Genomic DNA, 12,704 nt, shown 5'->3' on the forward strand with positions numbered 1-12,704 from the left:
GTTAATGAAAAACGGACTATTCGCGACCAGGAAGTTTTTTCCATGTCACATTATCACGTAAATAAACAGGGCTCGAATCTTCGACCGGCACGGTATTACCCTTTTTAAATTCTTGTTCAGCAAGAATCACGATGTCTTGTGAATCAGGGTACAGAACGTCACTATGCGTCAAATTAAACGGTAGGTCTGCTAATACTTCTTGGTAAGCATCCCAACCAGTACCTGCTGTCGTCCACGTTTTGTCGTCTGCTTGTGCTTCTTCAACGAGACGTGCTGGTGGAATTACGCACTCTGCATCCATCTCTGCCCACTCACCGTTTGCTTGGCGAGTGTAACGTGCCCAGTAAACTTCACCCATACGTGCGTCAATAGCCACAGCGACATCGGTCACACCATGTAAGCGATAGCTACCTTGAGCCATTGCAGCCAGCGTTGAAACGCCGATCATAGGTAAGTCAGCACCGAACGCCAAACCTTGTGCGATACCAATACCGATACGAACGCCAGTAAAGCTACCTGGACCACGTCCAAACGCTAACGCATCCAGCTCTTGTAGAGTCAGGCCAGCTTCTTTGAGTACTTCATCAACCATTGGCAGTACTTTTTTGGTGTGATCGCGTGGTGCAACCGCGCTACGTGAAATCACTTGATCATTAGCCAACAACGCAACTGAACAGTTTTCAGTCGCTGTATCGATAGCAAGAATTTTTGCGCTCATTTAACTCTCTACAACTCTCATTTATTGGGTTATGCCTCAGCACTTGCGTCTGTGACAGATTGTTCTGCTTTCAGGAATGCTTTGATTCCATCTAAGTCTCGCGTCCTTGGGATAGGTGGTAGACTTCCGAGGAAAATACCACCATAGTCTCGCGTGACGAGGCGATTATCACAAATGATCAACGCACCGTGATCCTTCTGATCTCGAATTAATCGCCCGACTCCCTGCTTTAACGTAATCACTGCATCCGGGATTTGTACTTCAGCAAATGGTTCACCGCCACGTAATCGACAATCCTCGATACGGGCTTTGAGTAACGGATCGTCAGGGGCGGTAAACGGTAATTTGTCGATAATAACACAGCTCAGCGCATCACCTCTAACATCAATCCCTTCCCAGAAAGCGCCCGTCGCCACGAGTAAAGCGTTACCCAGTTCCATAAACTCCGCCAAGGTTTTCTGCTTACTCATCTCCCCTTGCATTAACACAGGCAGCTCAAGTACTTCTCGGAACTTCTCACCTAGTTCACGCATCATGCTGTGCGAGGTACATAAAAAGAAGCAGCGACCATCATTTTCTTCAATCACCGGAGCAAGCATTCGGACTAACTTATCCGCTAAGCCGTTACTGTTTGGCTCTGGCAAATACCTTGGCACACAAAGGCGCGCTTGTTTTTGATAATCAAAGGGGGACGGCAGAGAAAATTGCTTTGTAGGCTTGAGGCCAAGGCGCTCAGTAAAGTGCTTGAAGTCGCCCGATACGGCTAGGGTTGCTGACGTGAAAATCCACGCGCCTTGTTTAATCTCTATTTGCTCATGGAACTTGTCCGCGACAGAAAGAGGCGTAATGTGCAGAGCGAAATGACGAGGCGAGGTATCGTACCAGTATGAGTAACCGGTAATATCGACATCACATACCCGGTCGATACGGCCTTTGATCAAATTGGCTCGTTCAAAGGCGGTATCCAGTAATTGACTGCGCCCTAAGGCTATTTTGAGTACATCAATCGCCAATTCGAGGCTGTCAGTTAAGCGCAATAATTCTCGCTTAATAGAACCTGATTGCAACGCCTCACGCCAGTTGCCACGAAAGCCTGGCTCACCCAATACAATCCGCATGTCCATTGCGCTTTGCATGAGTTTGTCGCCCACTTTTTGCAATTGACGCATATCTTTGGCTTCGGTGCGATAGGCTATTTCAATGTCTTTGGCAAGATCGTGAATTTGGCGGCTTGAAACTGACTGGCCGAAATATTCGCTCGCAATATCTGGCAACTGATGAGCTTCATCAAAAATAAACACATCGGCTTCTGGAATCAGTTCACCAAATCCTGTTTCTTTAATCGCTAAATCAGCAAGAAACAAGTGATGGTTCACTACAACAATGTCGGAATCCATGGCTCGCTTACGCGCTTTCAATACAAAGCAATCAGTGTAGCTCGGACATTCTTTACCTAAACAGTTATCATTGGTTGAGGTGATGGTCGGAATGATCATGCTGTCTTCTGGCAGATCATCACAATCCCCAAGGTCACCTGTTTTGGTTTCTGATGACCAAGCACGCACTTTAACCAGTTGAGTTAATAACGTCGGGTCAGATTCATTGGTGTGGCTTTCGACCATTTGGCGGCTCAAACGATCCAAACACAGATAATTAGAACGCCCTTTTAATAACGCCACTTGACCATAAAAACCAAGCGCATTGACCATGAGCGGTAAGTCCCGATGGTACAACTGCTCTTGCAAGTTTTTCGAGCCTGTACTGATAATCACTTTTTTACCGCTCAACAGCGCAGGGACTAGGTAGGCGAAGGTCTTACCGGTTCCGGTTCCTGCCTCCACCACCAACTGGGTTTGATCTTTGATCGCACTGCTGACGGCTTCCGCCATATCGATTTGTGGCTGACGAGCTTGAAAGCCAGGAATGGCCTTACCTAACGCGCCATCAGAGGAAAAAGTTTTTGCGATCATGCTTGGTATTGAGTTTGAAAAATTATCGAGAGTATATCAGAGGAATAGGAGTGACATCAGCCCACAATCTGACCAGCTTGCGGCGACACGCGGATATTTTGTTGAAACCAACGTAAGAATAGATTATTTATGGTGAAACATGGCAGTACAGTTACACCCGCCAGGGAATAATAACAAATTCGTACGCTAAAATATTAATGCATGGAAGTACCTGATTTATGGAAAAGAAAACACTGTTGACCCACTGTTCTGACGCCCCGGGTCTCATCTCGAAAATTACTAATATCTGTTACAAGCACCAACTCAACATCGTTCACAATAACGAATTTGTTGATAATACCAGTGGTCACTTTTTCATGAGAACGGAGCTAGAGGGATACTTCAACGATCAAACGTTTCTTGCCGACTTGGACCAAGCTCTCCCGCAAGGTGCTAAGCGTAAATTGGTTGGCTCTCGCCGTAAGCGCATCGTCATTCTCGTCACAAAAGAAGCGCATTGTTTAGGCGATATTCTGATGAAAACCTACGATGGAAGCCTAGATGTTGAGATCGCCGCTGTGGTGGGGAATTACGACAAACTGCAAACTCTCACTGAGCGCTTCGACATTCCTTACCACCATGTGACCCATGAAAACCTTAGCCGTGAAGAACACGAGCAGAAGATGCTAGAAGTGATCGATCAATACGATGCTGACTTTTTGGTGCTAGCTAAATACATGCGCGTATTAACGCCGACGTTTGTTGAGAAATATCACCACAAAATCATTAATATTCATCACAGCTTCTTACCTGCTTTTATTGGCGCGAAGCCATATCAACAAGCTTACGATCGCGGTGTGAAAATCATCGGTGCAACAGCACACTTCGTGACTAATGATTTAGATGAAGGGCCGATCATCAAGCAAGACGTAATTCCTGTCGACCATACATTCAATGCCCAAGATATGGCGCAAGCGGGACGCGATGTAGAGAAGAACGTATTGAGTAAGGCTTTGAATAAAGTGATCAATGACCACGTCTTTGTTTATGGGAATAAGACAGTGATCCTGTAATCCCTCCGTACTAGTTACAACGATAGTGAAACCCGTCCAACTTGGCGGGTTTCATCTTTTCAGAAGATCCCCCCTCCAATTCTAACCATCAAAGTTAAACCGATACGTTATAATTTTTCATTTCTCCACAACTATTTACTGAGAGAATGATTCCGTTTATCATTTGCCCTCCTTATAATAAACCACGTTAATATTACGGAATTAAAATGAAAAAAACGTTAGTGGCTTTTCTGATTGGGCTGACTTTACCAGCAACCACAATCGCAGATACTCTTGAGCCTGTTCAGAATGATGTATCCACTCGCATTATCGGCGGCGAACCTGCCAACACTTCCGACTGGAAATTTATTGCTTCACTGGTACGTAAAGGACAACCTACATCTATTGGTCACTTTTGTGGTGGCAGTTTCCTAGGTGGAAAATACGTATTAACTGCTGCGCACTGTGTGGAAGGTCTTAATGCGGACGATCTGGATATCGTTCTTGGTCTTTATGACAAAAACAGAGAGTCTCAAGCACAGCGCATCGCCATTAAAAATATCTATTCACATGATGAATATAACAACATAACAACGAACAATGACATTGCTCTTATTGAGTTGGAACGCAGTGTCGACAGCGCGACTATTGCTCTTGCAACGCCAGAAGTTCTAGCTAACGTACGCGCAGGAGATAAAGTACATGTCGCAGGATGGGGAAACACCTCTACGACAGGAAGGGAATTTCCGGCTGTTTTACAACAAGTTGATTTAGAGTATGTGGATCGAGAGACCTGCCAAAACCTAAAAGGAAACTACTCTAATGTATCAGATGATGGCATCTGTGCGGGATACTATTGGGGAGGAAAAGATAGCTGCCAAGGAGATAGCGGCGGTCCACTCATCGTTGATGATAACGGTATCAACAAATTGCTAGGCGTGGTCAGCTGGGGGGATGGATGTGCTCAACCAAACGCTTATGGTGTTTACGCCAACGTCGCTCATTTTCAACACAATGGATGGATAGATAGCCATCGCAATACTATCAGCTTCACTAAGTACCGAGATCTTCGTTTCGTTGAGCGAAAAGCGCAGCAAGAGACCTTTACTATTCGTAATGACGATACTATCCCATTCAACATCTACCAAAGCACAATATCATACGGAAGTACCATCGAGAAAAGCACTTGTACTGGTACCTTAAAGCCTTCGCAAAGCTGTCAAATTACCGTCGGCTACCAACCTAGCTATTCGGGATCAGAAACAACGATAGAGCTCTTTACCGATCATCCGAAACTGTCCAGACTCACAACAACTTTCGAGTATTCAGGTGTAGATAAAGCAAGCAGATCAGTGCGTAATGCCATTCCGCTAGCAGACGCAAATGTTTATACCGGTCAAAACGCTTGGACGGCTGAAAATGGTGAACTGCAATCAGCGGATATGGGAGCTTATCCTGGTGTATCTGAGCTGGTTTTGACCGATCTTCCGAAGGGCAAACTTACCATGGATCTCAAAGTAATGTCCGATGGTTTTGATTACTTGTTCATCTTAGTTAATGGTGAAATTTACGATAGCACCAACCAACTCCTCGATTATAAAGAGATCCAGATCGATCTTTACAAAGCATCTAATACGATAACGTTTGAATACGTCCAACACCCGTTTTCAAGTGGCATTTACAGCGCGCAAGCATTTGTTCGCAACATAAATATGTCAGTCAGCACAGATAATACGGGCGATGCTGGTAACGACGTTAATAAAAAGTCTAGTTCAGGCGGCAGTTTATCTATTGGCCTACTGGTGTTAATGGCTGCAGGTTCATTCGTACGACGCAAAAAAAGGTAACGAGATGAAACATAGACTCAAGATATTCCTACTTGGTTTGGGCACTATCAGTTTAACTGCATGTTCAGCAAACGCAGGACTGCAAACAAACCAGACGTCTGAGCACCAAGCAATGATGGTAGAGACTTATAGGACAAGTGAGAGTCAAATTTCATTTATCACAGAGTCTAACGGCTGCAGTGAAAACGAGGACTTTAGCCTAAAAATAGAGCAAAGCTCACAGACAGAAGCTCTTATTACTATCGTTAGAGACAAGGCGGATCATTGTAAACGAATGCCGTTTGCCAAAACTTTTACACTGCCTTTAGATGAAGAGTTGAAAGGCAAAAAACTTTCCATTACCAACCCAAAAAGCAAGTCACTGGCTAAATAGTGATTCGCTTACGAAAGGGAGCCTCGGCTCCCTTTTTGCCTATCGCAACTCAGCAATTCTCACCCTAGCGTTTTACGCCTGCTCAGACTCCACAATACGCTTAAGTGAATGCGGGTGCAGTTTGATACAAATGCCTTGGTACTTAAACGCCACTGTTGGGTTATTCAAGCGTTCGCCATCCCCTTTCGGGCTCGACAGTTTGATCTTCACACCCAGCTCTTCCAACTCATTAAAACGCGCGCCAAACGCTGGGTAAGTGTGTTTCAAATCAGCAAGAAACTCGTCTGCAGTTTCGGCATGAGACGGAATCACAAACTCCACATGTTCCCAGCTTTCATTTGGGTAGATTTTGCCTTCCGCAGGGTATGGCAGTTCCAGACACTCAATCTTCCAACCACGGCTTTCCAACGCTTTATCGAATTCGATAACGATGATTGGGCGACCGTTGATTTTCGCTTGTGAAATCACCTTACCGTATTGATTCCATGCTTCATGCGCGGCTTTTGCTGTTTCAGTATCATTAATTCGCAGCGCAATATGGTCAGCTTGAGCAAAGCTCAGATCCAGTTTTAACAGGGATGCAAGCTCTTCAATCTTCGCCATAAATGCATCCAGATCTTGGATCATCAATTTAGGCGCTAGGCGTTTTTCAACTAGTTGAGTCGTCATTGTGGCTCTCTTATGGGGCGATTTATCTCATTACTCTGAGCGCAATAGTAAACGCAAACCAAACCACATTTCCATTCAATCGAAAAAGTATAAATTTCCCCAATTCCTCTCTGTATGAAAAGCAATAAAGTTGTTATCATTAGCCCCATTTTTGTGAACTCCAACAGAACTCGGCACTTACTTCGCCGAGTTCTTCGTCCTTGAATTGAAGGAAACGCGTGTGAATATCCAAGCACTTATTAATGACAAAGTATCTCAGGCTCTAGAAGCCGCTGGCGCACCTGCAGGCAGTCCTGCGGCAGTACGCCAATCAGCAAAGCCACAATTTGGTGACTACCAAGCAAACGGCGTAATGGGCGTTGCTAAAAAACTGGGTACTAACCCACGAGAATTTGCACAGAAAGTACTGGATGTTCTAGACCTAGATGGTATTGCAAGCAAGACAGAAATCGCTGGTCCTGGTTTCATCAACATTTTCCTAAGCGAAGAGTTCCTAGCAAAACAAGCGGAAGCAGCACTGGCTGACTCACGTCTTGGCGTTGCAGCAGACGAAGCTCAAACTATCGTTGCTGACTACTCTGCACCAAACGTTGCTAAAGAAATGCACGTTGGTCACCTACGTTCAACCATCATCGGTGATGCGGTAGTACGTACTCTTGAGTTCCTAGGTCACAAAGTGATCCGTGCGAACCACATCGGCGACTGGGGTACTCAGTTCGGTATGCTTATCGCAAACCTTGAGCGTGTACAACAAGAGTCTGGCGAAGTTTCTATGGAACTTGCGGACCTTGAAGGCTTCTACCGCGAATCGAAAAAACTGTACGACGAAGATGAAGACTTCGCAGTAAAGGCGCGAAACTACGTTGTGAAACTGCAAAGCGGTGACGAGTACTGTGCAGAAATGTGGAAAAAACTCGTTGATGTAACCATGATCCAAAACCAGCGCAACTACGACCGTCTAAACGTGTCACTGACTCGTGACGACGTGATGGGCGAGAGCATGTACAACGACATGCTTCCTAAGATCGTTGCAGACCTAAAAGAACAAGGTCTTGCCGTTGAAGATGATGGCGCGCAAGTTGTATTCCTAGATGAATACAAGAACAAAGATGGCGAACCAATGGGCGTTATCGTTCAAAAACGCGATGGCGGTTTCCTATACACAACAACAGACATCGCATGTGCAAAATATCGTTATGAAGAGCTAAGCGCAGACCGTGTGCTTTACTTCATCGACTCACGTCAACACCAGCACCTAATGCAAGCTTGGACAATTGTTCGTAAAGCAGGCTACGTACCTGAGTCAGTATCTCTTGAGCACCACGCGTTCGGCATGATGCTTGGTAAAGATGGTAAGCCATTCAAGACTCGTGCGGGCGGTACGGTTCGTCTTGCCGACCTTCTAGATGAAGCAGAAGTTCGTGCAGCACAGCTGATCGAATCTAAAAACCCTGAACTAGATGCGGAAGAAAAAGAGAAGATCTCTAAAACAGTTGCAATGGCAGCGGTTAAATACTCTGACTTATCTAAACACCGTACGACTGACTACGTGTTCGATTGGGACAACATGTTAGCGTTTGAAGGTAACACAGCACCATACATGCAATATGCATACACTCGCGTAGCTTCTATTTTCGCTAAAGCTGGTGTTGCTATGGACGCTCTCCAAGGTGACATCAAAATCACTGATGAGAAAGAGAAAGCACTTATTGCTAAGCTTATGCAGTTCGAAGAAGCGGTTCAATCTGTCGCTCGCGAAGGCCAACCACACATCATGTGTAGCTACCTATTCGAACTAGCAGGTCAGTTCTCTAGCTTCTACGAAGCATGCCCTATCCTAGTTGCTGAAGACGAAGCAGTGAAACAAAGCCGCCTGAAACTAGCAGCGCTAACAGCGAAGACCATCAAGCAAGGTCTGTCTCTACTAGGTATTGATACTCTAGAGCGTATGTAATCCGCTTTTACGTAGGTAGCTTAAGTAGCACAAGCTAAATGATGACAAAGGTTGACGTGAAAGCGTCAACCTTTTGTTTTATCTGGCGTATACTGATGTCATTCAATTCAAATCGGACAACATAATGAGTTTTGAACTGCACCCTCAACTGGCAAAAGACACCACCGTTATCGGCCACTTCCCACTGTGTGTGGCGCTTCTGCATAAAGATAACGCCGTGCCATGGGTTATCTTGGTCCCTAAACGTGCAAACCTAAAAGAGCTTCACCACTTGCCAATGCAAGAACAGCAACAGTTTTTGCTAGAGTCTCAAGCGGTAAGCCAAGCACTGGAAGCAACATTCCGTCCAGACAAGCTAAACCTTGGTGCGCTAGGTAATATGGTGCCACAGCTGCACATTCACCATATTGCTCGCTTCAAAGATGACGTAGCATGGCCGGGACCGGTTTGGGGGAACACCAAAGGTGAATTCCGTACAGAAGAAGAGCAAAACGAATTGCTTGGTCGCATTAAAAATGTGCTGTCACTGAGCTCTATTTTCCAAAAAGCATAAGCACTGCTAGCGAAAATAATTCGCCTTTGAATACGGCTGAAATAGACAGAGAAAGATTAATACGTATTTGTAACAATCTTTCTCATTTTTCTGGGATTATCACTAAAATAAAACTTGTTTAGACTACCAGCTCAGTTAGAGAGGGTCATCATGAAACAAATCTTCAACACATTCCGATACGTCAGCTGGATCGCCATTATCTGTTCTATGGCTGCTTCATTCTTGCTTTTTCTTATGGGCGCAGCAAAAACCTATTCGGCATTTGCGGTCTTCATTCTTAATCAAACACCTCCAGAAGCACTCGCACATTTAGATAAAGCAGACATCGCGATCGCATATTTGATCAAGTCACTGGATACGTTTCTTGTCGCACTAGTTTTGTTCATCTTTGCTCACGGCATCTACACACTGTTTATTTCCAACAAAGCTAAAGCGAAAACACAAGAACCGTCGGTTTTGCATTGGATCAGAACCCCAAACATCGGCCACCTAAAAAACATTTTGGCTGAAGTCATCATCGTGATCTTGTTTGTGAAGTTCTTAGAGCTCGTGCTGATTAACTTCGACAGCTTAGATTGGACGATCTTAACATTACCTATTTCGATTTTAGTTTTAAGTCTTGGTTTGAAGTTCCTAGGGTTAGGCGCGACTAAACACTCTGAAGAGCATTAATTTCGCTGTATTCACAAACAATAACCAGCAAAAGAAAAGCCGCATCATTGCTGATGCGGCTTTGTCGTTTTTACGTAATAACTTTTTAGGTGACTAATTTTGACAATCGCTACATGGTGACTGTCAAAGACAAACCATCTTGTTTAGTCACTGAGTAGCGAACACGAGTCACGTCATGAGCTTTATTAGTGTCGACTAGGCGGCTAATTTTGCCCTTCTTAATCCACACGTTTAACATCGCGTCGGCGCCATCTTCACTCATCCCAAACTGTTTAGCCAGATCTGACTGGGAGACGGTTCCTTTGTCTGCAATGTATTGATAAAGCTCTTTTAAAATCATGCTACTTGCGCCTCTAATGCACCGTTTTGTTTCTTACCAACTTGTTTGAACACGCGGTAGGTACCGAAGAAGATAGCAACGATCACAGCCATCCAAATACCACTTGTCACTGGGCTATCTGCGAAATGCGTCAATTGGTTGTAGAACGTCGCACATAGGTAAGCCAAGCCCATTGTCCAAACCGCGATAAAGCGTGCGAACTTATGACCAAACTCACGTACGTAAGCACCCATCGCCGCCACACAAGGAGTGTACAGTAGGATAAAGATTAGGTAAGCAAATGCGGCATTGCCAGAAGCAAACTGCGATTTAATGTTACCGAAGATAGAAGCATCGACTTCTTGTTCTTCGGCAACGGCATTTGAGTCAGTTAAGTCACCCACTTCAATGCCTAGTGGATCTGAGTAGCTCAAACCGGCTAAGTTTTCAGGGATACTCATTACTGCCTCTTCTAGGCTGCCCATTAGATCAAATTCTGCGTCTTCACCGTCACTTGGCGTGGTGTATAGACTGTTAAGCGTACCAACTACCGCCTCTTTTGCGAAGATACCGGTAATGATACCAACCGTCGCTGGCCAGTTATCTTCTTGAACACCGATTGGCGCGAATACTGGAGTTACAACTTGCGCAGCTTTAGAAAGCACCGAGTTTTCGCTGTCTTCATTACCAAAACTGCCATCAGTACCCAATGAGTTGAAGAAACTCAGAATAGCAACAACGATAACGATGGTTTTACCTGCACCAAGTACAAAGCGCTTTAGCTTTTGCCAAGTTTTGATCACCACGTTTTGTAGCGTCGGAAGCTCATAGTCTGGCATTTCCATTACTAGGCTATCACTGCTACCTGGGTAAAGCGTGTGCTTAAGGAAAAGACCTGTGAAGATCGCTGCCACAATACCAAGTAGGTAAAGTGCGAATACAATGTTCTGGCCAGAACCTGGGAAGAATGCCGCAGCAAATAGCGCGTATACAGGCAGACGAGCACCGCATGACATAAATGGCGCCATAGATGCAGCCAGTTTACGCTCACGTTCTTGGTCTAGAGTACGAGTTGCCATGATTGACGGTACGTTACAGCCAAAACCAAGAACCAACGGTACAAATGCTTTGCCCGGTAGGCCGATCTTCTGCATCACTTTATCTAGTACGAATGCTGCACGAGCCATGTAACCTGAGCTCTCAAGTACCGCTAGGAACAGGTACAAACACGCGATAACCGGAATGAAGGTTGCAACCGTCTGGATACCACCACCGATACCATCAGCAAGAACCGTCACTAACCACACAGGCAAATGACCGTCTAACAAGTGATGCCCACCATCAACCAACAATGCGCCCACACCAATGTCAAAAAAGTCGATAAATGCACTACCGATGTTAATCGAGAACATAAACATCAGGTACATAACAACAAAGAAGAAAGGAATTCCAATCCACTTGTTCAAAATAAACTGGTCGAGTCTTTCAGTCACACTACGACTTAACTTGCCTTCGCTTCGGCGAACTTTTTTACACTGTTCATGCAGATGCGTGTACTTAGTATCCGCGACATGCAAATCGATATCCAAATCTAACGTCGTAATGACTTCCAAGACTTTGCTTCTATCAATATCAGAAAGACTATTGAGCACCATTGTGTCTTTTTCAAGCGCACGAATCGCTAGTGCACGATGAGCGACGTTTTGGTCGTTAAAAAGTGCGGAAACCGTTTGAATTGCCGACTCCATCTTCTCACCGTAATGCAAAGACAATTCTTTAAGTGGCACTCCTTGAACGATGGATTTATGGAGCTTTTCTCTAAACTCTGCCACTTGAGTTTTATTGGTTGCAGATAAACTGACAACCGGACAACCTAACGTTTTCTCAAGCTCTGCAACGTTAATCATCTGACGTTCACGCTTTAGCGCATCCATCTTGTTGAGGACAACAATCATAGGGCGACCAAGTTCGCGAAGTTGCAGCGTCATATATAAGCTGCGCTCTAAACTTGTAGCATCCACCACGTTAATAATGAGATCAGCAGGATGAGTTAGAACCGCACGCGATGCGATGGATTCATCAATACTATTACTATCATTACCACTGTCTAATGAGTAAATACCCGGAAGGTCAGTGAGCAAAAACTCATCCCCAGCATGCTTGAATTGTCCCGTTTTCTTTTCAACCGTGACGCCTGCCCAGTTACCAACTTGCTGTTTTGCGCCAGTTAAACCATTAAATAGCGTCGTTTTACCACTATTAGGGTTACCTACGGTTAGCACTTGATATTGCATTACACTCGCTCCACTTCAATTTTCTGAGCAATTGTTTCTCGCAATGCGACAGACACACCACGGACTTCGACTTGTAAAGGATCGCCCATTGGCGCACGTCGAATCACTTTGACTTCTGTATTGGGAAGCAGCCCCATTACCATGAGTTTCTTTCTGATATCTGATGAAAGACCATCTAACAACCGAATCGTCACCGTATCGCCAGGATTAATCTCTGATAACTTCATAGTGGCCCTTAAGAGTATTGCTAATGAGAAATATTATTATTTAATAAGTTTAGGTTGCCAATATTACTCCCCTATAC

Annotated in this window: 12 protein-coding genes; 6 read left to right on the plus strand and 6 right to left on the minus strand. The window is 44.9% G+C overall.

The window, feature by feature from the left end; all coding sequences use genetic code 11:
* Positions 1-16: 16 nt before the first annotated feature.
* Positions 17-718, minus strand: a complete 702-nt coding sequence (gene tsaB, locus R8N49_RS12820; RefSeq protein ID WP_017819943.1) for a tRNA (adenosine(37)-N6)-threonylcarbamoyltransferase complex dimerization subunit type 1 TsaB — start codon at positions 716-718, stop codon at positions 17-19.
* A 29-nt stretch (positions 719-747) separates the two neighbouring features.
* Positions 748-2,688, minus strand: a complete 1,941-nt coding sequence (locus R8N49_RS12825) for an ATP-dependent DNA helicase (protein ID WP_005382210.1) — start codon at positions 2,686-2,688, stop codon at positions 748-750.
* 218 nt (positions 2,689-2,906) lie between these two features.
* Here R8N49_RS12825 and purU point away from each other — a divergent pair, with 218 nt between their 5' ends.
* The 3 genes from purU (at position 2,907) to R8N49_RS12840 (ending at position 5,939) form a co-directional block, all read left to right on the plus strand.
* A complete protein-coding gene (gene purU / locus R8N49_RS12830; RefSeq protein ID WP_005382206.1) occupies positions 2,907-3,740 on the plus strand; it encodes a formyltetrahydrofolate deformylase in 834 nt (277 codons plus the stop codon).
* 206 nt (positions 3,741-3,946) lie between these two features.
* Positions 3,947-5,566 carry a S1 family peptidase gene (locus R8N49_RS12835; protein WP_186584418.1) on the plus strand — a complete coding sequence of 540 codons (1,620 nt, stop codon included), beginning with the start codon at positions 3,947-3,949 and terminating at the stop codon, positions 5,564-5,566.
* 4 nt (positions 5,567-5,570) lie between these two features.
* The gene (locus R8N49_RS12840) at positions 5,571-5,939 is read left to right on the plus strand and encodes a hypothetical protein (RefSeq protein WP_017819944.1); all 369 of its coding nucleotides are present in this window, start codon (positions 5,571-5,573) and stop codon (positions 5,937-5,939) included.
* A gap of 72 nt (positions 5,940-6,011) precedes the next feature.
* Here R8N49_RS12840 and R8N49_RS12845 read toward each other — a convergent pair whose 3' ends face one another.
* Positions 6,012-6,608 (minus strand): VOC family protein, encoded by a 597-nt coding sequence (locus tag R8N49_RS12845; protein ID WP_017819945.1) that lies wholly within the window; start codon positions 6,606-6,608, stop codon positions 6,012-6,014.
* Between the two features lie 220 nt (positions 6,609-6,828).
* Between R8N49_RS12845 and argS the strand changes: the two genes are divergently transcribed.
* From argS to R8N49_RS12860, 3 genes are all read left to right on the plus strand, one after another.
* Positions 6,829-8,562, plus strand: a complete 1,734-nt coding sequence (gene argS, locus R8N49_RS12850; protein ID WP_005388349.1) for an arginine--tRNA ligase — start codon at positions 6,829-6,831, stop codon at positions 8,560-8,562.
* A 124-nt stretch (positions 8,563-8,686) separates the two neighbouring features.
* Positions 8,687-9,115, plus strand: a complete 429-nt coding sequence (locus R8N49_RS12855) for an HIT family protein (protein WP_005382194.1) — start codon at positions 8,687-8,689, stop codon at positions 9,113-9,115.
* Between the two features lie 150 nt (positions 9,116-9,265).
* Positions 9,266-9,787, plus strand: a complete 522-nt coding sequence (locus R8N49_RS12860) for a YqhA family protein (protein WP_258489518.1) — start codon at positions 9,266-9,268, stop codon at positions 9,785-9,787.
* Positions 9,788-9,896: 109 nt separating this feature from the next.
* On the opposite strand, the gene R8N49_RS12865 is transcribed toward R8N49_RS12860, so the two are convergent.
* The 3 genes from R8N49_RS12865 to R8N49_RS12875 are packed head-to-tail and all read right to left on the minus strand — an operon-like array spanning position 9,897 to position 12,627.
* Complete coding sequence (locus R8N49_RS12865) at positions 9,897-10,127, minus strand: FeoC-like transcriptional regulator (RefSeq protein WP_005382192.1); 231 nt, start codon at positions 10,125-10,127, stop codon at positions 9,897-9,899.
* The gene (gene feoB / locus R8N49_RS12870; RefSeq protein ID WP_206953973.1) at positions 10,124-12,400 is read right to left on the minus strand and encodes a Fe(2+) transporter permease subunit FeoB; all 2,277 of its coding nucleotides are present in this window, start codon (positions 12,398-12,400) and stop codon (positions 10,124-10,126) included. Before feoB ends, R8N49_RS12865 begins: the two co-directional genes overlap by 4 nt.
* Positions 12,400-12,627 (minus strand): FeoA family protein, encoded by a 228-nt coding sequence (locus R8N49_RS12875; RefSeq protein ID WP_005382190.1) that lies wholly within the window; start codon positions 12,625-12,627, stop codon positions 12,400-12,402. The genes feoB and R8N49_RS12875 overlap by 1 nt, the downstream gene beginning before the upstream one ends.
* Positions 12,628-12,704: the final 77 nt, after the last annotated feature.

Source organism: Vibrio sp. 1978 (assembly GCF_033344345.1).

Bases quoted from the DNA above. Each gene is read 5' to 3' on its own strand.
- tsaB (WP_017819943.1), bottom strand. From the start codon at position 718: ATGAGCGCAAAAATTCTTGCTATCGATACAGCGACTGAAAACTGTTCA.
- R8N49_RS12825 (WP_005382210.1), bottom strand. From the start codon at position 2,688: ATGATCGCAAAAACTTTTTCCTCTGATGGCGCGTTAGGTAAGGCCATT.
- purU (WP_005382206.1), top strand. From the start codon at position 2,907: ATGGAAAAGAAAACACTGTTGACCCACTGTTCTGACGCCCCGGGTCTC.
- R8N49_RS12835 (WP_186584418.1), top strand. From the start codon at position 3,947: ATGAAAAAAACGTTAGTGGCTTTTCTGATTGGGCTGACTTTACCAGCA.
- R8N49_RS12840 (WP_017819944.1), top strand. From the start codon at position 5,571: ATGAAACATAGACTCAAGATATTCCTACTTGGTTTGGGCACTATCAGT.
- R8N49_RS12845 (WP_017819945.1), bottom strand. From the start codon at position 6,608: ATGACGACTCAACTAGTTGAAAAACGCCTAGCGCCTAAATTGATGATC.
- R8N49_RS12855 (WP_005382194.1), top strand. From the start codon at position 8,687: ATGAGTTTTGAACTGCACCCTCAACTGGCAAAAGACACCACCGTTATC.
- R8N49_RS12860 (WP_258489518.1), top strand. From the start codon at position 9,266: ATGAAACAAATCTTCAACACATTCCGATACGTCAGCTGGATCGCCATT.
- R8N49_RS12865 (WP_005382192.1), bottom strand. From the start codon at position 10,127: ATGATTTTAAAAGAGCTTTATCAATACATTGCAGACAAAGGAACCGTC.
- feoB (WP_206953973.1), bottom strand. From the start codon at position 12,400: ATGCAATATCAAGTGCTAACCGTAGGTAACCCTAATAGTGGTAAAACG.
- R8N49_RS12875 (WP_005382190.1), bottom strand. From the start codon at position 12,627: ATGAAGTTATCAGAGATTAATCCTGGCGATACGGTGACGATTCGGTTG.